The sequence below is a fragment of the Curvibacter delicatus NBRC 14919 genome (genome assembly GCF_001592265.1).
Taxonomy (GTDB): domain Bacteria; phylum Pseudomonadota; class Gammaproteobacteria; order Burkholderiales; family Burkholderiaceae_C; genus Hylemonella; species Hylemonella delicata.
Window position 1 is genome coordinate 20,506 of sequence record NZ_BCWP01000014.1, and the last position, 25,680, is coordinate 46,185.

Annotated in this window: 22 protein-coding genes and 1 other RNA gene; 7 read left to right on the plus strand and 16 right to left on the minus strand. The window is 64.4% G+C overall.

Going from position 1 to position 25,680, the window contains the following annotated elements; all coding sequences use genetic code 11:
• Positions 1–12: 12 nt before the first annotated feature.
• The 5 genes from CDE01S_RS08400 to dnaX form a co-directional block, all read right to left on the minus strand.
• Positions 13–1,068: an ABC transporter substrate-binding protein gene (locus CDE01S_RS08400; protein WP_066705865.1), complete on the minus strand. Its 1,056-nt coding sequence runs from the start codon at positions 1,066–1,068 to the stop codon at positions 13–15.
• Between the two features lie 111 nt (positions 1,069–1,179).
• Complete coding sequence (locus CDE01S_RS08405) at positions 1,180–1,593, minus strand: MAPEG family protein (RefSeq protein ID WP_066705992.1); 414 nt, start codon at positions 1,591–1,593, stop codon at positions 1,180–1,182.
• A 76-nt stretch (positions 1,594–1,669) separates the two neighbouring features.
• Positions 1,670–2,260 (minus strand): recombination mediator RecR, encoded by a 591-nt coding sequence (gene recR, locus CDE01S_RS08410; protein ID WP_066705868.1) that lies wholly within the window; start codon positions 2,258–2,260, stop codon positions 1,670–1,672.
• A gap of 140 nt (positions 2,261–2,400) precedes the next feature.
• Positions 2,401–2,733, minus strand: a complete 333-nt coding sequence (locus CDE01S_RS08415; protein WP_066705870.1) for a YbaB/EbfC family nucleoid-associated protein — start codon at positions 2,731–2,733, stop codon at positions 2,401–2,403.
• 8 nt (positions 2,734–2,741) lie between these two features.
• Complete coding sequence (gene dnaX / locus CDE01S_RS08420; protein ID WP_066705872.1) at positions 2,742–4,664, minus strand: DNA polymerase III subunit gamma/tau; 1,923 nt, start codon at positions 4,662–4,664, stop codon at positions 2,742–2,744.
• 84 nt (positions 4,665–4,748) lie between these two features.
• On the opposite strand from dnaX, the gene ffs reads away from it, so the two are divergent.
• An RNA gene (gene ffs / locus CDE01S_RS08425) (signal recognition particle sRNA small type) lies at positions 4,749–4,845 on the plus strand.
• 88 nt (positions 4,846–4,933) lie between these two features.
• Here the strand turns inward: ffs and CDE01S_RS08430 are convergent.
• Positions 4,934–5,338 (minus strand): surface-adhesin E family protein, encoded by a 405-nt coding sequence (locus CDE01S_RS08430; RefSeq protein ID WP_157077080.1) that lies wholly within the window; start codon positions 5,336–5,338, stop codon positions 4,934–4,936.
• A gap of 161 nt (positions 5,339–5,499) precedes the next feature.
• Here CDE01S_RS08430 and CDE01S_RS08435 point away from each other — a divergent pair, with 161 nt between their 5' ends.
• Entirely contained in the window at positions 5,500–5,883 is a 384-nt protein-coding gene (locus CDE01S_RS08435) for a GNAT family N-acetyltransferase (RefSeq protein ID WP_066705875.1), read from the plus strand.
• A 46-nt stretch (positions 5,884–5,929) separates the two neighbouring features.
• Here the strand turns inward: CDE01S_RS08435 and CDE01S_RS08440 are convergent, their stop codons facing one another.
• The 3 genes from CDE01S_RS08440 to CDE01S_RS08450 all read right to left on the minus strand — a co-directional run bounded on the left by CDE01S_RS08440 (position 5,930) and on the right by CDE01S_RS08450 (position 13,372).
• Positions 5,930–7,240: a TIGR03862 family flavoprotein gene (locus CDE01S_RS08440; protein WP_066705877.1), complete on the minus strand. Its 1,311-nt coding sequence runs from the start codon at positions 7,238–7,240 to the stop codon at positions 5,930–5,932.
• A 153-nt stretch (positions 7,241–7,393) separates the two neighbouring features.
• Entirely contained in the window at positions 7,394–10,642 is a 3,249-nt protein-coding gene (locus tag CDE01S_RS08445; protein WP_439648673.1) for a UvrD-helicase domain-containing protein, read from the minus strand.
• A 147-nt stretch (positions 10,643–10,789) separates the two neighbouring features.
• Positions 10,790–13,372 carry a PD-(D/E)XK nuclease family protein gene (locus CDE01S_RS08450; RefSeq protein ID WP_245636142.1) on the minus strand — a complete coding sequence of 861 codons (2,583 nt, stop codon included), beginning with the start codon at positions 13,370–13,372 and terminating at the stop codon, positions 10,790–10,792.
• An 84-nt stretch (positions 13,373–13,456) separates the two neighbouring features.
• On the opposite strand from CDE01S_RS08450, the gene trxA reads away from it, so the two are divergent.
• From trxA to CDE01S_RS08475, 5 genes are all read left to right on the plus strand, one after another.
• Positions 13,457–13,789 carry a thioredoxin TrxA gene (gene trxA / locus CDE01S_RS08455; protein ID WP_066705887.1) on the plus strand — a complete coding sequence of 111 codons (333 nt, stop codon included), beginning with the start codon at positions 13,457–13,459 and terminating at the stop codon, positions 13,787–13,789.
• A gap of 255 nt (positions 13,790–14,044) precedes the next feature.
• A complete protein-coding gene (gene rho / locus CDE01S_RS08460) occupies positions 14,045–15,307 on the plus strand; it encodes a transcription termination factor Rho (RefSeq protein ID WP_066705890.1) in 1,263 nt (420 codons plus the stop codon).
• 208 nt (positions 15,308–15,515) lie between these two features.
• Positions 15,516–15,773, plus strand: coding sequence for a type B 50S ribosomal protein L31 (locus CDE01S_RS08465; protein WP_066705893.1), 258 nt, complete (start codon positions 15,516–15,518; stop codon positions 15,771–15,773).
• Positions 15,774–15,853: 80 nt separating this feature from the next.
• Entirely contained in the window at positions 15,854–17,575 is a 1,722-nt protein-coding gene (locus CDE01S_RS08470; protein WP_066705896.1) for a glycosyltransferase family protein, read from the plus strand.
• Positions 17,576–17,579: 4 nt separating this feature from the next.
• Complete coding sequence (locus CDE01S_RS08475) at positions 17,580–18,926, plus strand: MATE family efflux transporter (RefSeq protein ID WP_066705898.1); 1,347 nt, start codon at positions 17,580–17,582, stop codon at positions 18,924–18,926.
• Between the two features lie 89 nt (positions 18,927–19,015).
• Here CDE01S_RS08475 and phoR read toward each other — a convergent pair whose 3' ends face one another.
• From phoR to pstS, 7 genes are read right to left on the minus strand one after another with little or no spacing between them, the layout of a single operon-like run.
• Positions 19,016–20,347, minus strand: a complete 1,332-nt coding sequence (phoR, locus tag CDE01S_RS08480) for a phosphate regulon sensor histidine kinase PhoR (RefSeq protein ID WP_066705900.1) — start codon at positions 20,345–20,347, stop codon at positions 19,016–19,018.
• A 38-nt stretch (positions 20,348–20,385) separates the two neighbouring features.
• Positions 20,386–21,108 (minus strand): phosphate regulon transcriptional regulator PhoB, encoded by a 723-nt coding sequence (gene phoB / locus CDE01S_RS08485; protein ID WP_066705902.1) that lies wholly within the window; start codon positions 21,106–21,108, stop codon positions 20,386–20,388.
• The gene (gene phoU, locus CDE01S_RS08490) at positions 21,105–21,806 is read right to left on the minus strand and encodes a phosphate signaling complex protein PhoU (protein ID WP_066705904.1); all 702 of its coding nucleotides are present in this window, start codon (positions 21,804–21,806) and stop codon (positions 21,105–21,107) included. Before phoU ends, phoB begins: the two co-directional genes overlap by 4 nt.
• Positions 21,807–21,817: 11 nt before the next feature.
• Entirely contained in the window at positions 21,818–22,600 is a 783-nt protein-coding gene (pstB, locus tag CDE01S_RS08495) for a phosphate ABC transporter ATP-binding protein PstB (protein ID WP_066705906.1), read from the minus strand.
• Between the two features lie 37 nt (positions 22,601–22,637).
• A complete protein-coding gene (pstA, locus tag CDE01S_RS08500; protein WP_066705908.1) occupies positions 22,638–23,495 on the minus strand; it encodes a phosphate ABC transporter permease PstA in 858 nt (285 codons plus the stop codon).
• On the minus strand, positions 23,492–24,457 hold the full coding sequence (pstC, locus tag CDE01S_RS08505) for a phosphate ABC transporter permease subunit PstC (protein WP_066705910.1): 966 nt from the start codon (positions 24,455–24,457) through the stop codon (positions 23,492–23,494). The genes pstA and pstC overlap by 4 nt, the downstream gene beginning before the upstream one ends.
• A 24-nt stretch (positions 24,458–24,481) precedes the next feature.
• Positions 24,482–25,501, minus strand: a complete 1,020-nt coding sequence (pstS, locus tag CDE01S_RS08510; RefSeq protein WP_157077083.1) for a phosphate ABC transporter substrate-binding protein PstS — start codon at positions 25,499–25,501, stop codon at positions 24,482–24,484.
• Positions 25,502–25,680 lie beyond the last annotated feature (179 nt).

Below are 25,680 nucleotides of genomic sequence, written 5' to 3' on the forward strand. Positions count from 1 at the left end.
GCCACGTCGGCCTCAGGCCTTGAACTTCACCTTGGCACGCAGCGCAAACTGGTTGGTGAAGGTCCTGGCCAGATCAATCTTCTCCGTCTTGAGCGTGACATCCAGGCTGGCCAGCGCGCGCAATGCGATCTTGCCGCCGTCCTCCGGGAACATGCCGTCGACCGCAATCGACTCGCGCACCTTGTTGAAGGAAGACAGGTAGAGCCCGCGATCACCCACCAGGTAGGCCTCGGGTACGGTCTTGATGAGGTCACGCGGCCCCGCCGTCTGCAGCCACTTCAGGCCGTGCACGATGGCGTTGGTCATGGCCTGGGCGGTGTTCGGGTGCTTCTTCAAAAACTCCTGCGAAGCGTACAGACAGGCCGCCGGCATCGGGCCGCCAAAGACCTCCTGCGTGCCCTTGAGCGTGCGCGTGTCGTAGATGATGCGCACCTCGCCCTTCTGCTCCAGCAGGGTCATCACCGGGTCGATGCTGCTGATGGCGTCGATCTGGCCCGAGCGCAAGGCCGCGAGCGCACCGGCCGCCGTACCGACGTCGATGAGGCTCACCTCACTGGCCCGGATCCCGTAGCGCGACAGCACCACATGGGCCAGCATGCTGGTGGATGAATCCTGCGCCACGACACCAATCCGCCGGCCCTTGAGTTCATGCACGGTCTTGAAGCCGGGCATGGTCTTCATCGACACGCCCAGCACAACCTGCGGCGCACGGCCTTGCAGTACGAAGGCCTGAAAGAACTGCCCCCGGTTCTGCAGGTTGATGGTGTGTTCATAGGTGCCACTCACCACGTCGGCCATACCGCCCAGCACCGCCTGCAGCGCTTGCGCGTCGCCGGCAACGTCGTGGATCTCGACCTCCAGCCCCTCGTCCCTGAAAAAGCCGAGTTGCTCGGCAACAGTCAACGGCAGGTAATGGAACAAGGCCTTGCCACCGACGGCCATCGCAACCCGGTTTTTCTCCAGCTTGGGCTGGGCCCGCACGACCGGCGCCGCCAGCGAGGCCGCCGCCAGCATGGCCCCGACACCGAAGGTGCGGCGACTCAGGGGTAAAGGGGGCAGACGGGTCATCATGTGTCAAGGCTGCAGGATGGCCACAGCCTACCCAGCCATGAAAAAACCCGCATCGGGAAACATCCCGAGCGGGTTTTCACTTAAGGGATAGAACCTAAGCTCAGCGCTCTAACGGTAGCCGATGAACAGGATGCCGATGTTCACCAGAAACGCCAGTGTCCAGACCATGGAGCGCACCGTGGACAGGCCCGCCACGTACATCATGATGTAGAGCAGGCGCAGGAACACGAACAGAAAGGCCAGCAGGTCCAGCCGCGCCTGGTAGGCGCCGAGCTGGTGGGCAATGATCACCGCGCCAATGAAAAACGGCAGTGCCTCGAAGCTGTTCTGCTGCGCCGCATTGGCCCGGGCACGCCAGTCGGTCTGCTGCGCCAGCCAGGAACGCGGGTTGTCGTTGTCATACCCGCCTTCACGCCGCGGCTTGCTTGTCATGCCCCATTTGGCAATGCCGGCACAGACGATGGGCAGGATGGCGGCAATCAGCACGCACCAATAAGCCAGGGTGAAACGGGCAAAGGTCATGTTGGTCTCGAAGTTGGCGTCGCGGGCATTATCCCTGATGGGCTGACCGCTGCGAACGAGCCGAACAAGCCGGGCATCAGCGCCGGTCCACCAGCGCATGGGCGATGGTGCCCAGGTCCACGTACTCCAGCTCGCTGCCGATCGGCACGCCGCGCGCCAGGCGCGTGAAGGCGACGCCGCGGCTTTTCAGCGCCTCACCGATCACATGCGCCGTGGCCTCACCCTCGGCCGTGAAATTGGTGGCCAGGATCACCTCGCGCACCGTGCCATCGCTGGCGCGCGCCAGCATCTGCTTCAGGCCGATGTCATTCGGGCCAATGCCATCGAGCGGACTCAGGCGCCCCATCAGCACGTAGTACAGCCCCTTGTAGGCGCCGGTACGCTCCAGCGCCATCTGGTCGGCCGGTGTTTCCACCACGCACAGCTTGCTGGTGTCGCGCGCCGGGTCCAAGCAGGTGGCGCAGACCTCGGCTTCGGTGAAGGTGTGGCAGCGCGCGCAGTGGTGCACATGCTGCGCGGCGTCATGCAATGCACGCGACAGCAGCAGCGCGCCCTCGCGGTCCTGCTGCAGCAGATGGAGCGCCATGCGCGAGGCCGACTTCACGCCCACACCTGGCAGCCGGCGCAAGGCTTGAATCAAGGCATCAAGGGAATGGGCGTCGGACATGGGTTTACCAACAATGGTTCGGGGCGTCGCGAGCGGGCGTCAGGCAAGGCGCGGGTGGCGGGAAACCGCAATGGACTGGAACGTCCATGAGGATTTCCCGACGGGCCCCGCAACGCCGCATCACGCCCGCGCAGTAGCCCTTAGAAAGGGAACTTCATGCCGCCGGGGAGGCCTGGCATCCCTGCCGTGAGCTTGCCCAGCTTCTCCTGCGAGGTCTCCTCGGCCTTGCGCACGGCGGCGTTGAAGGCGGCAGCCACCAGGTCTTCCAGCATGTCCTTGTCGTCGGTCAGCAGGCTGGGGTCGATGGTGATGCGCTTGACGTCGTGCTTGCAGGTCATGACAACCTTGACCAGGCCGGCACCGGATTCGGCGCTGACTTCGATGAACGCGAGTTCGTCCTGCGCCTTCTTCAGGTTGTCCTGCATGGCCTGGGCCTGCTTCATGAGGCCGGCGAGTTGTCCTTTGTTGAACATGTCTGTCCTTACGAGTTTGGTGAAATAGTGGGGTCGACGGGCTTGATGCTGCCAGGCACGATTTTCGCGCCAAAGTCACGCATCATGGTTTGCACGAAGGGGTCTTCGTAAATCAGTTTCTCGGCTGCCTGCTGCTTCTCTGCGGCCGCTGCCGCGTTGCGTTTGGCCGGGCTGTCGCTCACGCGGCCGATCTCCACGCTCAAGGTGGCCGCATGGCCGGCCGCGCGCAGTGCGTTCTGCAGCCGCTCGCGGCTGGTGGGTGAATTGAGCGACTCGCGCTCCACGCGCAGCAACCAGTGCTCGCCGTCGCGTGCCACCAGCTGCGACTGCAGCGCCAGCTCGCGCACCAGCGCCGTCACGGCCTCGGCCGCCACCAGCTGCTGCACCGTCAGGTGCCAGAAGCCGCCTTCTTCAGTCGGCACCAGCGGTGTGCCGCTGGCGCCGTTCACGGGCGCATCGGCACGCGATTCGGGTGCCACACGCACCGGAACCGCTACAACTTTAGGAGCATCCGGCGCCGTATCGACGGCACTAACGCTTGAATTTGATCTTGAATCCGCAACAGGCGGCATGGCCTTGGCAGCATCCACCACCGGCAGCACCTGACCCGGTGGCGTGCGCTCCGACGTGTCCACCGGGGTCGGTGCAGGCCTTGCTGCCACAGGGGCAACAGGTAGCGGGCGGGCGGCGGCAGGCGCTGCTGGTGCGGAAGTCGCCGGGGCCGTCTGGGTCGTTACGGCAGCACGAGGCACAGCCGCCACCGGGGCCGCAGGCGCCGTCGCCACCGGCGCTTCAGCCGATTTCAGTGTTTTTTTTTCAGCCGTGGTGACTGCACCGGGCTTGAAGGCCAGCAAACGCAGCAACACCATGGTGAGTGCCGCGTACTCGTCGGGCGCCAGGCCCAGTTCGCCGCGGCCATGCAGGCACAGGCTGTAGAGCAGCTGTGTTTCATCGGCCGGCATCAGTGCAGCCAGGCGCGCCATCTCGGTCGCTTCCGGGTCGGACTCGTCCACCGAATCCGGCACCGCCTGCACCACCGCCATGCGCTGCAGCACCACCGTCATTTCTTCCAGCGTGGAGGCGGCACTCAGGCCGTTGACGCGCAAGGCTTCGGAGGTTTCCACCACCGTCTTGCCGTCGCCCTGCGCCAACGCTTCGATCAGCCGGAACACATGCGAGCGGTCCACGCTGCCCAGCATCTGGCGCACCGTGGCCACTTCGAGCTGGCCGGAACCGAAGGCGATGGCCTGGTCGGTCAGCGACAGCGCGTCGCGCATCGAGCCGCGCGCGGCACGTGCCAGCAGGCGCAGCGCCTGGGTATCGGCCGGCACGTTCTCGGCCTGCAGCACTTTGGTGAGGTGTTCCAGCACCGTCTCGGGCGCCATCGGCCGCAGGTTGAACTGCAGGCAGCGCGACAACACCGTCACCGGCACCTTCTGAGGGTCGGTGGTGGCCAGCACGAACTTGAGGTATTCGGGCGGCTCCTCCAGCGTCTTCAACATGGCGTTGAAGGCGGTGTTGGTCAGCATGTGGACTTCGTCGATCATGAAGACCTTGAAGCGACCCTGCACCGGCTTGTAGACCGCCTGCTCCAGCAGGGCCTGCACCTCGTCCACGCCGCGGTTGGAGGCGGCATCGAGCTCGGTGTAGTCGACAAAACGGCCGGCATCAATGTCGGTACAGGCCTTGCACACGCCGCAGGGGGTGGCGGTGATGCCGCCCTGCCCGTCCGTACCCTGGCAGTTCAGTGACTTGGCCAGGATGCGCGAGACCGTGGTCTTGCCCACGCCGCGCGTACCGGTGAAGAGGTAGGCATGGTGCAGGCGCTGGGTTTCCAGCGCATTGCTCAGCGCACGCACCACGTGCTCCTGCCCCACCATTTCAGCAAAGCTGCGGGGGCGGTACTTGCGGGCGAGCACGAGATAGGACATGCGGGGATTCTACGGTGTGGACCGGGTCACTTTTTTCTCGAGGGCGGCCTTGAAGACCGCCCCCCTGCCCTTACAATTGGAAGTGACGGGCCTTCCCGCATGGTGAAGCGGCCAACCGGGTCAGGTGGGGAACCAAGCAGCCCTAACTGTGGAGTCAGTGCCGGGGTCAAGGTCCGTCACCTTACATCTTTCAAGCCCGTATCGATGCGGGCTTCTCGGACTTCCGGCCTTCTTCGGCATCCCCCCCACATCCGCTGACCGGCGACCGCCTACAGGTACTTGCACACCAGCTTGAACTTGACGTCTGCCGAGGTGTCTGGAATCACCGGGGCCCAACTGCTGGGCTGCTTCTCCGCGTGGACCACCCGGCCCTCCGCCATGCCTTGTTTGTAGGCTGTCAGAAGAACCGTCCGCCAGATCCCTTCCTTGCAGTCGTACTCGTGCTGCGCCATGATGGACTTGTACTGGACGCCTCCCGGCGTCGACTGGTACTCGGTGTAATCGGTCATCGTCCAGACCTTCGCCTTGTCGGCTGCTTTGCGGACCGACTGCGGGTCCAGGTAGATCCTGTACCCGCCATCGGTGTCACCTTCGGACACCTTGAACCATTCGGCTGACGCGCCAGTGCTGGCGGCAATCAGCACGGCAAGCAGGCATGTCTGTTTAAGGCACATTTTTCTTCACTTCACTTGGCATCAACCCACAACGGGAACGAGAGCTTATCAAGAAGCCAGCACATGGCGCGCAAACAAGCTTCCCCGAGTTGACCCGAAAGCGTCTTGCTGTCTACCATGCAGGCCAACCTGACAGACATCCAAAATCACGGGGAGCACACATGTGGCCGTTCAGCAAGAAGACCTTGGACCTGAACAAGATCGAGATCCATCTGCACTTCTGGGGAGACGAGAGTGAACCCACCTACACCGTGAAGCTGTCTGTCGACAAGCTTGAAGTGCTTGAGTGCCTGGGCTTCATCCAGGGTTCCGACTTCCGGCTCAGCAACATCGTCACCGTGCCCGCGTTCCGCCGGCGCGGCTTTGGCACCACGGTCGTCGGCACCCTGATCGGCGCCGCCCGGGCCCGCCAGTGCAGCACCTTCACGCTGGAAGACGTTTCACCGCGAAACACCGGGGCCATCAACATCTACCAGCGCTTTGGCGCCGTGGCCCTGCCCCCGAAACCGTCCAACGGTCACTCCGATTACCAGATCCGGCTCTGATTTTCGCGCCCCAGGCGCCGTGGACAAGGCCGGTGGATTCAGCCGATCAAGCGGCCAGATAGCGCAGCACCCCCGCGCCTGCCTGACGCCCGCTGGCAAAACAGGCCGTCAGCAGGTAGCCGCCGGTGGGGGCTTCCCAGTCCAGCATCTCGCCGGCACAGAACAGCCTCGGCAGCGCCGCGCACATCAGGTCGTCATTCAACACCTCGAACAGCACACCACCGGCGCTGCTGATGGCCTCGTCGAGCGGCCGCGCTGCCACCAGCCGCAAGGGCAAGGCCTTGATGGCCGCCGCCAGCCTGGTCGCATCGTGCATCTCATCCTTGCTCAGCAACTCGTGCAGGAGTGCCATCTTGATGCCGTCCAGCCCCAGCCGGCTCTTGAGGTGGCTGGAGAGCGAACGGGAACCGCGCGGGTGCGCCACCTCGGCCAGCACACGCTCCGGCGTGAAGTCGGGCAGCAGGTCCAGGTAGAGCGTGGCGTGGCCGGTGCGAATGATCTCGTCGCGCAGCAGGCTGGAGGCGGCATAGATCAGGCTGCCTTCCACGCCGGTGGCGGTGGCGACAAACTCGCCCTTGCGCTGGAACGTCAGCCCCTGGGCATTGGTGAATGAGACCGCCACGGTCTTGAAGGGCTGGCCGGCAAAACGGCTGGCAAAAAACTCGCTCCAGCCCGCCGCCGCGGGCACCGCCTGCACCGGCAGGGACTGGCCTTGCGCTGGCAGGTGGCGCTGTACCGCGACGTCGAAACCGCAATTGGCCGGCAGCAGCGGCGCCACCGCCACGCCGCGCGCAGCCAAGAGCGGCACCCAGGCGCCGTTGGAGCCCAGCCGCGCCCAGCTGCCACCACCGAGCGCCAGCACCACGGCATCGGCCTGCGCGCGCGCCTCGCCCTGCGGGGTGTCGAAACGCAGCGTGCGGCCATCCTCGGCCCAGCCGAGCCAGCGGTGCCGCATGTGGAACTGCACACCCGCGCCACCGTGCACTGGGTGGCGCAGGCGGTTGAGCCAGGCACGCAGCAGCGGTGCCGCCTTCATGTCGGCAGGAAAGACGCGGCCCGAGGTACCGACAAAAGTCTCGATGCCCAGGCCGTGCGCCCATTCGCGCAGCTGCTGGGGCCCGAAGCTGCGCAGCAAGGCCTCGATCTGCGTGCGCCGCTCGCCATAGCGCTCGGCAAAACGGTCGGCCGATTCCGAATGCGTGAGGTTGAGCCCGCCCTTGCCGGCCAGCAAAAATTTGCGCCCCACCGAGGGCATGGCGTCATACAGGTCCACCGCCACGCCGGCCTCGCTCAGGACCTCGGCCGCCATCAGGCCCGCCGGGCCACCGCCGATCACGGCTACTTTCTTGTTCTGCATTTCAGTTTTCCACTGCGCCAAAGCGCGACACGTAAGCCATGAAATCGCCCCACCCAAGGGCGCCATGGAACCGGCTTGGCCGGGTCATCGGCGCCGCCCCCCTCCCGCCGCAGGCGAGAGAGGGAGAAGCCGCGCAGCGGCTCAGGGGGTGCTTCATGAATCAATTTCTTCCAGTGTGCCCGCGGCGCTCAGAAAAGCCGCGCGCACAGTCTCGCCGGGGCAGGCGGCCTGCACCGCGGCGCGATAACTGCCCAACTGTGCCAGCAGTTCATGACGGCCTTGCGGCTGCGTCGCCGATTTGTAGTCCAGCACCCACCACTCTCCCCCATTCGTTCCTGTCTTGCGGCGCACCAGCCGGTCGATGCGGCGCACGCTGCCCTGCACCGTCACCGGCACTTCATTGCCGTGCCAATCCACCGCGCCGGCATGCCAGGCCCAGGCACCAGCCCCGGCAAGGATGCGCTGCGCCATGGCAGCGGCCTGCCGGGCCTGCGCAGCGTCGAGGCCGAACTCGGCGGCCGCGCGCTGCACCTGCTCGGGTGTCCAGCCCTGGGCATCGAGCGCGGCCCATTCCAGCAGGCGGTGCATGGCCTGGCCAATCAGCGACTCGGGCGTTGGCTTATCTGCAAGCCCCTGAGCCGCTCCTGTTTTAATAGCGGCTGGCGCATGTTGGGCAAGAACGGAAGGCAGAATTGGCAAGCAGATCGGCACGACCTGCGCTGGCATAACAGCGACCGGCACAGGTGCCGCCGGCACCTCAATGGCCGTGCAGCCGGCCTGCAGCCGCTGCCACCAGCTGGCACCATTGGCCTGATGCGGCTGCACCGAAGACAACACCAGCCGCTGCTGTGCGCGTGTCATGGCCACGTACAGGGCGTTGAGCTCCTCGCGCTGGCGCGCCTGCTGTTCGGTCGCCAGGGCCTGCGCCACGCTGGGCGGCACATTGCTCTCACTGGCCAGGAAGACAAAACTTTGCGGCGCTTCGGCCTGACCCGGCCAGTCGAGCAGCACACTCATGGTCTGCGCCTTCGGTGGCGGCGCATCGGTGTCGAGCAACAGCACCAGCGCGGCTTCCAACCCCTTGGCGCCGTGCACGGTGAGCAAGCGCACCGCATCGGCATCGGCCAGCGTGGGCGCCGGCACACCGCCGGCCTTGAGCGCGCGCACCAGGGCATAGGGCGTGGCGTAGCGCGCGCCGTCTACCTGCAGCGCCGCCGCCAGCAGCGCCTGCAGGTTCGCCACCACAGACTCGCGCAGCGGCACCGGCGCGGCAGCAACAAAACGCGCCAGCACATCGCCGTCGTCAAAGATGGCGTCCAGCGCATCGTGTGGCGGCAGCGTGTCGAGCCAGCCTTGCCATCGCATCAAAACGGGGCCCAACCCTTGCAATACCTGCGGAAGCAGCTCCTCTTTTTGCAGCAGATCGAACCACGGCCGCTTGTACTGACGTTGCAGCAGCGCCAGCTGCACCAGCTCGTCGTCGCTGACGCTGAACAATGGCGACTTCAGCGCCCGCGCCAGCGACAGGTCGTGTGCCGGCGACACCAGCGCATCAAGCAGGGCCACGATGTCCTGTACCTCGGGTGCCTGGCCCAGGTCGCGTTTCTCGGGCTGCTGCGCCGCAATGCCCAGGACACGCAACTCCTCCTGCATCACGGCCAGACGGTCACGCTTGCGCGACAGCACCATGATCTCTTTCGGATGCAGGCCTTGCTGGATCTGCGTGGCCAGCCACTGCGCCGCCTGGCGGCACTCCAGTGTGCGCAATGTTTCCTCGGGCGTGACGCGCGGCATGGTCAGGCTGTCGCGCCAGCCAGCCGACGCTTCTTCGGCCTCCGCTTTCTCGGGCCGCGGAATCTGCGGCAGGGCATACGCACCGCCGGCCTCCGCCGATTCGGTGGTGTGGTGGCGAAAGCCAGGGTACAAACCATCGGCTTGCGCCTGCCCCATGGCCTGGTTGACCAACGCCAGCACCTCGGGCGCGTTGCGGCGTGTGTGGTCGCAACTCAGCAGGTCGCCACCGAGGTCGCGCACAAACTGTTGTGCGGCGATGAAGACCTGCGGCTCGGCTCGGCGGAAGCGGTAGATGCTCTGCTTCGGATCACCGACGATGAACAGGCTTGGTGCCTCGGCGCCGCCACCGGCGCCGGCATAGCCGCTGAGCCAGGCATGCAGCGCCTGCCACTGCAGCGGATTGGTGTCCTGGAACTCATCGATCAGCAGGTGGCGCGTGCGCGCATCGAGCCGTTCCTGCACCCAGCCGCCCAGCACCGGGTCGGACAACTGGTGCAGCGCGGCGCGCTCGACGTCGTTCATGTCGACCCAGCCGCGCTCGCGCTTGAGCGCGGCGAACTCGTCGATCAGCAAGCGCGTCAAGCGCGTCATGCGCTGCTGGTAAAGCCAGGCCTGGTGTTGCGCCTCGGCGGCCAGCACGGCCAGCACCTGTTCCTGCACCGCACGCACCTGTTCGATGCCGGCCACCTTGTCGCCGAACTTGCGCGCCGTGCCGCTCTGCGTCAACAGTGCAGCCAGCACGCCGTCGGCATTGTTGGCCGTGAGCGCCTGCTCCAGCTCGCTGCCCTTGGCACTGAAACTCGGTTGACTGGTGCGGCCCAGCGTCTGCGCCGCCAATACCAGTTGCTGGCGCAGCGGCCCCTCGGCCAGCAGCATGGCCAATGGTTCGTCCACGCCCGAGAACTCGGGAAAGTGTTCGCTGAAATGCGGTACCGAAGCCAGCACCTCACCCTGCGCGTCGGCCAGCGCGAACTCCACGCGCCGCTGCAGTGCCGCCTCCAATGCACGCTCGGTCTGGAAGCGACCGTGCGTGGCCACCACCGCCTCGTAGTCCTGCCGTGCCGTGGGCTCGCGCAACAGGCGCGCATGGAAGGGCCGCCACACCTGGGCCACGGCCTGTGCGTCGTCCTCCAGCAGCTCGTAAGCGGTCGGCAGACCGAGTGCGTCGAGCACCGACAGCGGTGCCGTGCGCAACAGCGCCGCGAACCAGCTGTGGAAGGTGCGGATCTGCACTGGCCGGCCCTGGGCCAGCAGGGTTTGATACAGATTTCGTAGCGGCTCGCGCAATTCCCGTGCGGCTTGTGGCCCGATTCCGCGTATAAGAAGCTCTTGCTCCAGCCGCTCCGGTGTTGCCGTGGCAAAAGCCTCCAACCATTCAGTCAGGCGCTGGCGCATCTCGCCGGCGGCCTTTTTGGTGAAGGTGATGGCCAGGATTTCGTGCGGCGCCGCGCCTTCAAGCAGCGCGCGCAGGATGCGCGAGACCAGCATCCAGGTCTTGCCGGCACCGGCACAGGCTTCCACCGCGACGCTGCGGCGCGGGTCGCAGGCGATGGCGTAGAAGTCTTCACGGGAAACGGGTTTGCCGTTCAACTCGTAGGCAGCTTGCATATCAGTCATCTTTGCGCAAACAGCGATACACACCGCCCCCCCCGCAGCTTCACACCAGGGCTCCCGTGGAACCGGCTTTGCCGGGCCACTGGGAGCGTCTCCTTGAGGGGGAGACGGCTACACGAAGTGAGACGTAACGGGGTGGAGCTATTCATTCCAGAAATCCCTGCGGCACAGACCGCGCGCCGCACAGAATTCGCAGGCATCGCCCTCACCCAACGCCGGCAAAGGCGCTCCCTCGGCAATGCGCTGCAGGTCATGCGCCATGCCCTCGACCAGCGCATCGCGCACCGCCACCACATCCTTCTGCTCAAAAGTCCTGCTGCCTTCCTTCTCGCTCACATTGACATAGGCGGCACGCAGGGTGTCGTGCGGCTGGAGCGCCGCGTAGAAGGCGAGCTGCGTGTCTTCAAACGGCTCCTTGATGCGCTTGGCCGTCACGGTGGGCGACTCGGTTTTGTAGTCGATCACCATCACCTCGCCGCTGCCGGTTTGGTCGATGCGGTCGAGCCGGCCCACCAACGTGAGCGCACCGAGCGGCTGCTCCTGCCAGCGCTCGCCTTCCTCGAAGTGCAGCCCCTCGGCCTCGTGCCCGGCCAGCCACTCGAGATACCCTTCGCGCACCCGCGGCCAGGCAGCCTGAAACGGCAGGAACTCCTCTTCAGCCAGACGCATGGATACGGTTGCCTGCGTGGCGGCGGCATCGATCAGCACGCGCCGTGCCGCCGCATCGGCCTGCACGGTCGTCTTGAGTTGTTCGTGGAAAGCCTGCAGCACGGCATGCAGCCAGAGACCGAAGTCGCGCTTGTCGAGTTCGCCTTCCAGTTCCTCGACCTCCTTCAGGCCCAGCTGGCGCAGGGCGAAGAAACGGTAGGGGCAGTGGCGCAGATCGCTGTAGGTACTGGCCGACAGGCGTGCCACGTCCAGCTGCGGCGCCGCCGGCATCGGACGCGCCACGGGCACCGGCACCACCTCGAGCTGTGCACGCGGGTCCAGCGCCTGGCCGTCGCCCACCTGCAGATGAAGCGCCTGCACCAGCGGACTGGGCAACAGGGGTTCGCCGCCATCGTCACCGGCACGCCAGAGCAGATCGACCTGCGGCGTGCACAGCGCATGCTGCCAGGCCGCACGCAAGGCGGCCTCCAGCGCCTCACGCCCCGGCAAGCCGAGCGCGGCGCGCTGCGCTGCCGTCCACAGCCCAGGCGGTTCGGGTGAAGGGTTCAGCCGCACCTCGTCACACCCCGGCAACACCACGGCGCCAAAAGGCCGGCCCAACAGCTGTGCCAGCGGCAGGATCACCACCTGCTCCTGCAGCGGGTACTCGGGCGTGAAGCTCGCGGCCTCCAATGCCTGGTCTACCCAGCGCGTGAAATCCATCAGCGACAAACGACGCTGAGCCCACAGTGCATCGGCCGGCAGCGCGATACCCGCCTCTGACAGGCGCAGTGTGGCCAGCACGGTGTCACCGGCCACGTCGTCCTGCAGCAGCGACCACTGGCCACTGCGTTGCAACAGTTCGCGCAGGGCCAGCAGCCATTGCGGCAGCGTGCGTGGCCGCTGCAGGCTCTCGCGCAGCGCTTCGACCTCGGCCTGCAGCGCCGCCAGCGCCGGCTGCTCGCTGGCATCCAGTGCCGCTGGCACGCCGCGCCACTCACGCACAGGCTGGCGACGCAGTTGTGCTTCCAGTTGGCGCACGGCCACAGCATCAAAAGCCGGCGCGTTCTTGAGCCAGTCGAGCACGGCATCGCTGGCCACATTCCAGGCACAGGCACGCAGTGCGCCCATGACGTGGGCGCCGGCGCGGCTGGTGGAGAGTTTCCAGCCGGTCTCGTCACGGATCTGCAGCCCGCGCGAGGCCAGCATGGCGCGCACGCGACGCGTCAGGGCGCGGTCGATCGCCACCAGCGCCACCGGCATGCGGCCGGCATTGACATGCTGCAGCACGCAGGCAGCGGCGCGTTGCGCCTCGTCCTGGGCGTCCCGGGTCTTGTGGAACGCCGGTACGGTACCGGCCTGCGCCAGTTCACCGTCGAGCGACAGCACCGCCATGCGCTCACCCCACACGGCCTGCAAGACCGCCGGCAGCGGGTCGGGTTGGAAACCCTGCAGTGCGATCAGGCAGTCGGTCGCTTCGATCACATGCGGCTCGAACAGCACGTCACTGGCATAGGCCGAGTTGGCGGCCCAGGCCACGGCCATCTGGGCCACGGCCGCTTCCAGTGCCAACGCGCCCGCGTCCATGCCGGTGAGCGCCGCGCTACGCGCCCGCGCGCCCCAGGCGGCGCGCTCGGCGGGCGGCACGGCCGCCGCCAGGGCACCGAGCTGTTGTGCCGCCTCCAACAGCAGCGGTGTGGCGGCATCGGCCTGCGCGCCCAGGCTGGTGCGCTCCAGCATGGCACGCGCGGTCAGCACGTCCAGGGCCGCATCAAAGCTGATGTCGGTGGCCGCCGGGGTGAAGCCGCCCAGGCTGCGGCGCCAGTTCTGCGTGGTCTCGAAACGCGGTGCAAAACCGTCCGGGTGGGCCTGCGCCCAGAGGCGAGCGGCCAGCGGCATGAGCTGGGCGTAGGGCAACAGCACCACGGTGCGCGCCGGATGTGCGCCGCGTGCGCGCATGTGGGCGGCGATGCGGGCCAGCCAGCCTTGCTCGGGCGCCAGCCAGCAGGCCAGGACCGGGTAGAGGGCTGGATCGAGCACGAAGGGGAAGCGAGCGGTGAACGCTATGGTGTTCATAGCACCGGCCCACTGTCGGGGTACTTGGTTTCTGTCACAATGCCGCAACTTTAGCTGTATTGCCAAACTGTCAAAGGAGCCCTCATGGCCAGCGACCTCATCAAACATGTTTCAGATGCCACTTTCGAAGCCGACGTGCTCCAATCGGCCCAGCCCGTGCTGGTCGATTACTGGGCCGAGTGGTGCGGTCCCTGCAAGATGATCGCCCCCATCCTGGACGAAGTGTCCAGCGCCTACCAGGGCAAGCTGCAGATCGCCAAGATGAATGTGGACGAGAACCGCGACATCCCCGCCAAGTTCGGCATTCGCGGCATTCCGACCCTGATGCTGTTCAAGGGCGGCCAGCTGGCTGCCACCAAGGTCGGCGCCATGAGCAAGGCCCAGCTGACCGCCTTCATCGACCAGCAACTGGCCTGAGCCCCCCTCAGCAGCGGCCCGGTTTTGCCACCGGGTCGCCCCGAGGCCCAACGTGCCACTTCGGGGGCGGCCCCGCCAGCGTGGCACCCTGCACAGGGGCCTTGGTCCTTGGGCCTCATTTCCTGTCATAATCAAACCTGAACGCCGGTTCCATGTCTGGAGCCGGTTCGAGTTCCCGGCTGGCAAGGCCCTCTGTCTGCCCTGTCCCCACCTCCCCCGGATTTTTTGATATCTCTCCCCTTTGGGGCTCTATCCATGCACTTAAACGAACTCAAGGTACTGCACGTATCTGAAATCCTCAAGCAGGCTGAAGAGCTTGAAATTGAGAACACCGGCCGCATGCGCAAGCAAGAGCTGATGTTTGCCATCATCAAGAAGCGCGCCAAGGGCGGCGAGCAGGTGTTTGCCGACGGCGTGCTGGAAATCCTGCCCGACGGCTTCGGCTTCCTGCGCAGCCCCGACTCCAGCTACACCGCCAGCACGGACGACATCTACATCAGCCCGAGCCAGGTGCGCCGCTTCAACCTGCACACCGGCGACATGATCGAAGGCGAAGTGCGCACCCCGAAAGACGGCGAGCGCTACTTTGCCCTGAACAAGCTGGAAAAGGTCAACGGTGGCCCGCCCGAAGGCAACAAGCACAAGGTCATGTTTGAAAACCTGACCCCCCTGTTCCCCAAGGAGCAGATGAAGCTGGAGCGGGGCATCAAGGGTGAAGAAAACATCACTGGCCGCGTGATCGACATCATTGCCCCCATCGGCAAAGGCCAGCGTGCCCTGATCGTGGCGCAGCCCAAGAGCGGCAAGACCGTGATGATGCAGCACATCGCCCACGCCATCTCCGCCAACTACCCCGACAGCTACCTGATGGTGCTGCTGATCGACGAACGCCCGGAAGAAGTGACCGAGATGCAGCGCACCGTCAAGGGCGAGGTGATTGCCTCCACCTTCGATGAGCCCGCCGCCCGCCACGTGCACGTAGCCGAAATGGTGATCGAGCGCGCCAAGCGCCTGGTCGAGCTGAAGAAGGACGTGGTGATCCTGCTGGACTCCATCACCCGTCTGGCGCGCGCCTACAACAACGTGGTGCCGTCCTCCGGCAAGGTGCTGACCGGCGGTGTGGACGCCAACGCCCTGCAACGCCCCAAGCGCTTCCTGGGTGCCGCCCGCAACGTGGAAGAAGGCGGTTCACTGACCATCATCGCCACCGCCCTGGTCGACACCGGCAGCCGCATGGACGAAGTGATCTTTGAAGAATTCAAGGGCACCGGCAACTCCGAAATCCACCTGGACCGCCGCCTGTACGAGAAGCGCGTCTTCCCCTCGATCCAGCTCAACCGCAGCGGCACCCGTCGCGAAGAACTGCTGCTGCAGCCCGAAATCCTGCAGAAGACCCGCATCCTGCGCCAGTTCCTCTACAACATGGACGAAATCGAGGCCATGGAGATGGTGCTCAAGCAGATGCGTGCCACGAAGACCAACAACGAGTTCTTCGACATGATGAGAAGGGGTGGTTGAACACCCCCAGGCTGCGCGCACTGCGTGTCACTCCGCCCCCCCCTTGCAGGGGGCGCACCCAGCGGCCCGGCAAAGCCGGTTCCGCGGGTGCCCTCGCATCAAGCCCCAAGAACCCCTGCAAGTCCTTGATTTGCTTGTATAATTCGACGTTTTCTGCGGAAAGTAGGCCAGATAGGCTGGCCCGGCTCCCGCACCTTGAGGAAGAATCATGAAAGAAGGCATTCACCCCAATTACCGCGAAGTTTGCTTCCAGGACATGTCCAATGGTTTCAAATTCGTGACCCGTTCCTGCGCCAACACGAAGGAAATGATCAAGATGGAAGACGGCCGCGAACTGCCGCTGTTCAAGCTGGATACCACCAGCGAGTCGCACCCCTTCTACACCGGCACGCAGAAATCCGTGGACAACATGGGCGGTCGCGTCGAGAAGTTCCGCAACCGCTTCGGCAAGACCGCTGCCAAGTAAACTGGCCAGCGATTCCCGCCAAGGGCAGCCCGGGTTTCCGTGCTGCCCTTTTGTTTTCCTGACCACCCGAAGTTGACCGCGTGAACCAGCCCACCCCCGCCATCGTTGCCCAAGCCGCCGTGCGGCGGTTGCCACGTGCCGCGCTCTTGCTGTTCTGCCTGGCCTATGTGCTGCCAGGGTTTGTCTGGCGCGATCCCTGGCGCAGCGCCGACATCACGGCGTTCGGCTACATGCTGGAACTCGCCGGCAACAGCACGTCCTGGCTGGACCCGCGCCTCATGGGCCAGCAACCCGACGTCAACGCCCTGCTGCCCTACTGGCTGGGGGCCTGGGCCCTGAAACTCGCACCCGGCTGGATCGCGCCCGATTTCGCCGCCCGCCTCCCTTTCATGGCCTTGCTGACGCTCACCCTTGCTGCCGTCTGGCAAGGCATCTACTACCTAGCGCGCAGTCCGCTGGCACAACCGGTGGCCTTTGCCTTCGGTGGCGAAGCCCGGCCGACCGACTATGCCCGCGCCATGGCCGACGGCGGCCTGCTGGCCTTCATCGCCTGCCTGGGCCTGGCCCAGCTGTCGCACGAAACCACGCCAGCCGTGGCCCAACTGTGTTTCAGCGCCCTGGCGTTCTATGCCGTGGCAGCCATGCCCTACCGTCGCTTCGGGCCGATCCTGGCCGGTACGGCGGCCCTGCTGGGCCTCACGCTCTCCGGCGCCCCGGCCATGGCCGTGCTGTTCGGTCTCGGCAGCATGGTCATCCACCTGCTCGACCGCAGCCACACCAGCCGAGAAGACGGCCCACCCATGCGCTGGGACCGGCGCTGGGCCTGGGGCATCGCATTGCTGACATTGATGGCCGCCGGTCTGGCAACGGCGCTTGATCTGTGGCACTGGCGCATCGAATTGCCGCCCTTGAAATGGGACATCTGGCATGGTTTGGGCAGTCTGTTGCTGTGGTTCACCTGGCCGGCCTGGCCCCTGGTGCTGTGGACGCTGTGGCGCTGGCGCCATCAGTTGTTCAGTACCCATGTGCGTCGCCACCTTGCCTTGCCACTGTGGTTTGCGTTGGTCACCGTCGCTGCCACCCTGGTGACACCGGCCAGCGACCGCGCCCTGCTGCTCGCCCTGCCGTCGCTGGCCACGCTGGCAGCCTTCGCGTTGCCAACCCTGGAACGCAACGTCTCAGCCCTGATCGACTGGTTCACCCTGCTGTTCTTCACCGGCTGCGCCTTCATCATCTGGGTGGTCTGGATCGCCATGCAGACCGGCTTCCCGCCACAACCGGCCGCCAATGTGGCACGGCTGGCGCCCGGCTTCGAGGCCGGCTTCACCCTCCTGCCTTTCGTGTTCGCCTCTCTTGCCACGCTGGCCTGGGCCTGGCTCGTCAAGTGGCGCGTGGGACGCCACCGCGCCGCCATCTGGAAAAGTCTGGTGCTGCCAGCCGGCGGTGCCGCACTGTGCTGGCTGCTGCTGACCACGCTGTGGATGCCGCTGCTTGATTTCGCGCGCAGTTATGAGCCGCTGGTGCGGCGCGTGGAGGCCGTCGTCAAGCCGGCCGAATGCATTGAAACCTTCGGCCTCAAGCCGGGCTTGTACACCGCGTTCCGCTTCTATTCACCGTTGTTGCTCAAGGCCGCAGGCACATCCAAAGGCTGCGCGTGGCTGGTGATCGACAAGGATGCCTCGTTCATGCTGCCTGGCGTGGTCAATCCGGCGCAATGGCGGGAGCACCAGACCCTGGGCCATCCGCGCGAGGGAGAGGAAGATCTCGTGATTTATCAGCGCGCCAGCCGCGCCGGCTTCTGAGACCGTGTCCGAACTGAAAACCATCTCCCGTCACGCTGGCACCGTGCTGGTCGGCCAGTTGGCCACCATGGCCTTTGGCGTCACGGACACCATCGTCGCCGGGCGTTATGCCGAGGCCTCGCTGGCGGCGCTCTCGGTCGGTTCGGCCATCTACATGAGCGTTTATGTGGCGCTGATGGGCGTGCTGCAGGCCCTGCTGCCGGTCTGGGCCGAATTGCACGGCGCCCAAAAACCCCGGCAACTCGGTTTTTCGTTCCGCCAGTCGCTTTACCTGTGCGGCGCCTTGATGGTGTTTGGCATGGTGATCCTGCTGCAACCGGCCTCCCTGCTCGACTGGGCCGAGGTGCCAACTGCCTTGCGCAGCGAGGTGCTGAATTACCTGGGCGTGCTGGCCCTGGCCCTGCCGCCAGCACTGCTGTTTCGCCTCTACAGCACGCTGAATCAAAGCCTGGGCAAACCGTTGTTGGTGACCTGGCTACAGATCGGTTCGCTGTTTGTCAAAGTACCGCTTTCGATCTGGTTTGCCTTTGGCGGCTTCGGGCTGGCACCGCAAGGCGTTGTCGGTTGTGCCCTGGCCACCTTGGTGGTGCAGTGTCTGATGCTGGCGCTGGCCCTGTGGCTGCTGCGTACCCGCCCCCTCTACCAGCCCTACCGCCTCTGGCACCGCCTGGAAAAACCACACGCCCCCACGCTGGCCGCCTTCGCCCGTGTCGGGGTGCCCAGCGGGCTGACCATTCTGGTGGAGGTGACTTCGTTCACGCTGATGGCCCTGTTTATCGCGCGCCTGGGTACCACCGCCGCCGCCAGCCACCAGATCGCCGCCAATCTGGCCGCCGTGCTCTACATGGTGCCACTGGCCATCGGGATTGCCACCAGCGCACGCACCAGCTACTGGCTCGGGGCGGATCAGCCGCATCAGGCACGGCATGCGGTGGGGCTGGGGTTCAGGCTGGTGCTGGGTTGTGCCGTGCTGCTGGCAGGTCTGCTGATGGTGGTGCGCGACCCGCTGGTACGGTTGTATGCGCGCAGCCCGGAGGTGATTGCCTTGGCCGTCCCGCTCTTGTTCTGGATCGCCGCCTTCCACTTGTTTGATGGTCTGCAGGCATTGGGCGTCTTCGTCTTGCGCTGCTTTCGCATCACGCTCTCACCCTTCCTGATCTACGGCATTCTGTTGTGGGGACTCGGGCTGTACGGCGGCTACCAGCTGGCCTACCATGGCCTCGGACCCTGGCCCGCCATGCAGACACCCGCCGCCTTCTGGATTGCCGGCATGGTGGCCTTGGCACTGGCGGCATTGATTTTCTGGCTCATGATCTGGCAGGTGCTGCGACGCGAACACCGTCCCGGCTGATAGCACCTCGCGGCATTTTTCGCTGCGGCGGTCGCCTGCCCGCAGGAGCTGAAGCGCTCAACTCGTCCGACTCGCACCCACCAGCCCGGTCATGCCGAGCGAACACGGTTGGCCGGGAACACCATGGCAAAGCGTGACCCCTTGCCAAGGGTGCTTTCAATCTTCAATTCAGCGTTATGGCGCTGCGCCACGTGCTTGACGATGGCCAAGCCCAGTCCGGTGCCTCCCGTGTCGCGCGAACGGCTGCGGTCCACCCGGTAGAAGCGTTCGGTCAGGCGGGGAATGTGTTCCGGGGCAATGCCGGGGCCGCTGTCCTGCACAAAGATCTCGTAACGCCCGTCCTCATGGCGCAAGAACCCGACAGCGATCTGCCCACCCGACGGGGTGTAGCGAATGGCATTGCCGACCAGATTGGACAGGGCGCTGTGCAACTCGGTCGACGTCCCGGCGATGTCTTCCTGCGCCGTCACATCGAAGCTCAGCACCTGCATCGGCCCCTCCGGCGGGGTCAATACCGTCGACAAGGCACGCCCTTCCTGCTCCAGTTGCTGCAACAGCGAACGGACCGAGGTCCACTCGCCCGCCCCCGGCAACGGACTCCCTTCCAGCCGGGAGAGCATGAGCAGGTCCTTCACCAAGGTCTGCATGCGCTCCGCCTGCTGGGCCATCAGATCGAGATAACGTGCACGCTCGGTCTCGTTGAGCGGCAAGCTCTGCAGGGTCTCGACAAAACCGGTCAGCACGGTCAGTGGTGTACGAATCTCATGCGAGACGTTGGCCACGAAGTCGCGCCGCATGGCCTCGGCCTGCTCCAGCGCCGTCACATCGCGCGATAGCAGCAAGCGACGGCCATCGCCGTAAGGATGCAGGTGCACCGAGAGCCGGATCGGACGCGAGGCGCTGTGGCCACGGCCGGGCATGGTCACCTCGTGCAGGAAATCACCGCCCGCAGCATAGGCGGCATAACCGGGGTCACGCACCAGATTGCCGAAGTGCTGCAGCAGGTCGCGTTGAACATCCAGTCCGAAATGATCCGCCGCGGTCTGGTTGAACCATTCGATGCGCCCCTCATCATCGAGCAGCACCACCCCATTGGGCGACGCCTGCAACGCCGCGAGGAAGTCCTGCAAACGGGCATCGCTCTCGCGGATCTGCTGTTCACGCGTCCGCACCAGACGACGCGCGCGGTCCGCCACCTCGCCCCACAGGCCATAGTGGAGAGGCACATCGGACACATCCGCATGACGCAGCCAGTTCAGCAGCTTCAGCCCGCGGGAAAAATCGAGCAAGACCCACAGCAAGCCGGCCGCAGACATACCGGCCAAGGCCCCCCGGATCTGCAGATCATCCGGCGCCACCCAGGCTCCCGCCAGCGCCCCAATGCATTGAATCAGCAGGAAGGAAAAAAGCCGCAAGAACATGGCGCCGCCTCAGGGCTGTGACAACAAGACAGCGGCCCTCAGTCCCGCCCTGTCAGGCTGACAGCAGCCGCCACCGGCTGCACCGTGAAACGATAACCAGCACCACGCACCGTCTCCACCATGACCGAGGCATCACCCAAGGCTTCCCGCAGGCGTTTGACATGGACATCCACCGTTCGTTCTTCGATGAAGACATGGTCGCCCCAGACCTTGTCCAGCAACTGACCGCGGCTGTGCACACGTTCGGCGTGGCTCATCAGGTATTGCAGCAGCTTGAATTCGGTGGGTCCGAGCTTGAGGGGCTGCTCCTGGAAAGTCACGCGGTGCGTGGCTGTATCCAGCGTCAGGCCGCCCAGCGTCACCGCACCACCAGTCTGCTCCGGCGCACGGCGGCGCAGGACAGCGCGAATGCGGGCCAGCATTTCCTTGGTGGAAAAGGGTTTGACCAGGTAGTCATCCGCGCCCGCGTCCAGGCCTGCGACCCGGTCGGCTTCGTCTCCTCGTGCCGTCAGCATGATGATCGGCACGGCCTTGGTTCGTGCATCGGCCCGCCAGCGTTTGGCCAGCGTCAGGCCGCTCTCGCCGGGCAGCATCCAGTCAAGCAGGATCAGGTCGGGCAACACGGCATCCAGCTCACGCTGGGCACTGTCGCTGTCCATGGCCCAGGTCGGGCGAAAACCGTTGTGACGCAGATTGACGGCGATGAGTTCGGCAATGGCCGGCTCGTCTTCCACGATCAGGACTGCTGGCTGATGCTTCATTTCAGGACGGATTCGATTTCTTCGATGGAAGCATGACGTACGTCTGCACCCTTGACGATGTAGATGATGAGTTCGGCAATGTTCTTGGCATGGTCGCCAACACGCTCGATCGCCTTGGCCAGGAACAGTAGATCCAGGCTCGGCGAGATCATGCGGGGGTCTTCCATCATGTAGGTGATGAGCACGCGCATGAAGTTGTCGAATTCCTTGTCGATCAGGTCATCCTCTTTCAGGATGGACACCGCCGCAACGGTGTCCAGGCGTGCAAACGCGTCCAGTGCCTTGCGCAGCAGACCGGAAGCCAGGTCTGCGGCAACGCGCAGCTCGGAAGCCGGCAGGTTGCGCGGCGTGCCGCTCTGGATGATGGAAAGCACCATGCGCGCCATCTTTTCCGCCTCGTCGCCCGCCCGCTCCAGGTTGGCGGTGGACTTGGAAACGGCGATCAGCAGACGCAGGTCACGTGCCGTCGGCTGGCGGCGTGCAATGATGGAAGAGAGCTCACGGTCAATCTCGACTTCCATCGCATTGACACGCTTTTCCGTCTCGATGACCTTGTGTGCCACTTCGGCGTTGAACTGCCCCAGGGCATGGATGGCCTGCTGGACCTGGGACTCGACCAGGCCACCCAGTTCCATGACGCGGGTGGAGACGGTGTTGAGTTCGCTGTCAAACTGGGTCGATAGGTGTTTTTCGGGCATGTTCCTTCTCCTTAGCCGAATCGGCCAGTGATGTAGTCTTCCGTTTCCTTGCGCGTCGGCTTGAAGAACATCTGCTCGGTCGAGCCGAATTCCACCAGATCACCCAGGTACATATAGGCCGTGTAATCACTGCAACGCGCAGCCTGCTGCATGTTGTGCGTGACGATCACCACGGTGTAATCATCCTTGAGCTCGGTGATCAGCTCTTCGATCTTGGCGGTGGAGATCGGGTCCAGCGCCGAGCAGGGTTCGTCGAGCAGGAGCACCTCAGGCTTAATCGCGATGCCGCGCGCAATACACAGACGCTGCTGCTGACCGCCCGACAGGCTGGAGCCGCTCTGCTTGAGCTTGTCCTTCACTTCGTTCCACAGCGCAGCCTTGCGCAAGGCCCATTCGACACGATCTTCCATGTCGGTGGCATTGAGCGACTCAAACAGCTTGATGCCGAAGGCAATGTTGTCGTAGATCGACATCGGGAACGGCGTCGGTTTCTGGAACACCATGCCGACCTTGGCGCGCAGCAGGGCCACGTCCTGCTTGCTGGTCAGGAGGTTCTCGCCGTCTAGCAACACCTGGCCTTCGGCCCGCTGATCCGGATACAGCTCAAACATGCGATTGAAGACGCGCAGCAAGGTGGACTTGCCGCAACCGGACGGGCCAATGAAAGCCGTGACCTTGTTCTGCGGGATGTCCAGGTTGATGCCCTTGAGCGCATGGAACTTCCCATAGAAGAAGTTCAGGTCACGAACCGAAATCTTCGCTGCGGATGTTTCGGCAGGAGTGGTGTTGTCCATAGGTTGCCTTGGGTGAAATTCGCTGACGTACATGAACTCAATCCTTGTGGCGCGTCAGCACACGCGCCAAGATGTTGAGCCCGAGCACGGTGATGGTGATCAGCAGCACGCCGGCCCAGGCCAGCTGCTGCCAGTTTTCGTAGGGGCTCATGGCGAACTTGAAGATCGTGACCGGCAGGCTGGCCATGGGATCGTTCAGGTTCGAGGTCCAGAACTGGTTGTTCAGGGCGGTGAACAGCAACGGCGCCGTTTCACCCGAAATGCGGGCAATTGCCAGCAGCACTCCGGTGACCACACCCGCACGCGCCGAACGCAGCGTGATGCTCATGATCACTTTCCACTTCGGCGTTCCCAGCGCGTAGGCTGCCTCGCGCATGCCGGCTGGCACCAGCTGCAGCATGTTCTCGGTGGTGCGGATCACCACCGGAATCACGATCAGTGCCAGTGCGATCACGCCGGCCCAACCGGAAAAAGACTTGAAACGTGCGACCACCACCGCATAAACGAACAGGCCAATCACGATGGACGGTGCCGACAGCAGGATGTCGTTGACAAAACGTGTGACCGACGCGAGCCAGCCGCGGGGGTCGTATTCAGCCAGGTAAATGCCGGCCATGATGCCGATTGGTGTCCCCACACAGGTGGCCAGCAGCACCATCAGGAAAGAGCCATAGACGGCATTGGCAATCCCCCCGGCTTCGTTGGGTGGCGGCGTCATCTGCGTCAGCGTGGCAACCGTCATGCCGCCAATACCGAGACGGAATGTCTCCCACAGGATCCAGAACAGCCAGAACAGGCCGAAGGCCATGGCCCCCAGCGACAGCGTCAGGGCGATGATGTTGACACGCTTGCGGCTGGCATAACGTGCACGGCGGATGTCGTCGATATCGGTCATGACTTGGCGCCCTCGTTTTTCTTGAGCTGGAGCAACAGCAGTTTGGAGAGGGACAGAACCACAAAGGTGATGAAAAACAGCACCAGCCCGAGGTAGATCAGTGAAGCCTGGTGAATGCCGCTGGCCGCTTCCGCGAACTCGTTGGCCAAGGCTGATGTGATGCTGTTGGCAGCCTGGAACAGGCTCAAGGAGTCAAGCTGGTTCATGTTGCCGATGACGAAGGTCACGGCCATGGTTTCACCCAGGGCACGCCCCAGGCCCAGCATGATGCCACCGACCACACCGGCCTTGGTATAAGGCAGAACCACGGTGGAAACCACTTCCCAGGTCGTCGCACCCAGGCCGTAGGCCGACTCCTTCAGAAGGGGGGGCGTGACCTCGAACACATCGCGCATGACAGAGGCGATGAACGGAATGATCATGATGGCCAGAATGATGCCGGCCGACAAGATGCCGATACCCACCGGCGGCCCTGACACCAGGGCCCCAAGGTAAGGCACGCCGCTGAACAGCGACTGCAGCGGGGTTTGCACATATTTGGCCAAGATGGGGCCAAAAACCAACAGACCCCACATGCCATAAACAATGGACGGAACAGCCGCCAGCAACTCGATGGCCGTGCCCAACGGGCGCTTGAGCCAGGCCGGTGACATTTCCGTCAGAAACAGGGCAATGCCAAAGCTCACCGGCACGGCAATCAGCAAGGCGATGATGGAGGTGGCCAGCGTGCCATAGATCATCACCAGACCGCCAAAATTCTCCTGCACCGGGTCCCAGACCGAATTGGCCAGGAAACCCAGGCCGTAGCGTTCGATGGCAGGCCAGGCGCCCACCAGCAGCGACGCCAGAATGCTGACCAGCAGCGCCAGAGTCAACCAAGCCGCCCCCTTGGCAAGCCAGCCAAACAAGGCATCAGCCCAGGGTCCCGTGCGAACGGAGGTGACAGACGAAGAAGAACTCATGGCGCGGCAATGGTTAGAAGAGAATTACTTGAAGGCGACCGAATGACCGGAAGCGTCCTTGATCTCGCTCCAGGACTTTTCGATAGCGGTCTTCACGCTGGCAGGCATCGGCACGTAGTCCATCTCGTCAGCGGTCTTGTCGCCATTCTTGTAGGCCCAGGAGAAGAACTTGAGCGTGGCTGCTGCCTGGGCCGGCTTGTCCTGCACCTTGTGCATCAGGATGAACGTGGCACCCGTGATCGGCCAGGAATCCTTGCCAGGCTGCTCGGTCAGGATCTGGTAGAAGCTCTTGGCCCACTCGGCACCCGCAGCGGCCGCCTTGAAGGCGGTGTCATCGGGCGACACGAAGTTGCCGGCCTTGTTCTGCATCTGCGCATAGGTCATCTTGTTCTGCTTGACGTAGGCATATTCCACGTAGCCAATGGAGTTGGGCAGGCGACCGACAAAAGCAGCCACACCTTCATTACCCTTGCCACCCGCACCGGTGGGCCAGTTGACGGCCGTGCCTTCACCAACCTTGGCCTTCCATTCGGTGTTCACCTTGCTCAGGTAGTTGGTGAAGAGGAAGGTGGTACCAGAACCGTCGGCACGACGCACCGGGGCGATGGCGGCATCCGGCAGGTTCAGGCTGGGGTTGATCGCTTTGATGGCGGGATCGTTCCACTTGGCGATCTTGCCCAGGTAGATGTCGCCCAGCACCTGGCCGTTGAGCTTGAGTTGACCGGGTGTCACGCCCTGGATGTTCACGACCGGCACCACGCCGCCAATGACGGTGGGGAACTGCAGCTGGCCCTTTTTGGCCAGCTCATCGTCCTTGAGCGGCATGTCGGAAGCACCGAAATCAACCGTCTTGGCATCGATCTGGCGAATACCGGCACCGGAGCCGACCGACTGGTAGTTGATCTTGACGCCCGTGGCTTTGTTGTAGTCGGCTGCCCACTTGGCATACAGCGGGGCCGGGAAGCTGGCACCGGCACCCGTCACGTCCTGGGCTGCGGCCACGCCGGCTGCAGTCATCAGGGTCGCAGCTGTCAGGCCCAGCATCGTGCGATTGAAAGTCGTTGTCATCAAAAGCTCCTTGAGGATTGTTGGTTGGATAACCAGCTACGAATTTAAGAACTTTTTATGTCAGTGATGTGACACAGAATGAAAACGACATCACTCGATTTGTCGCAATTTTGTCACGAAATTGACAAAACCAATTCATCAATCCGTCACACACC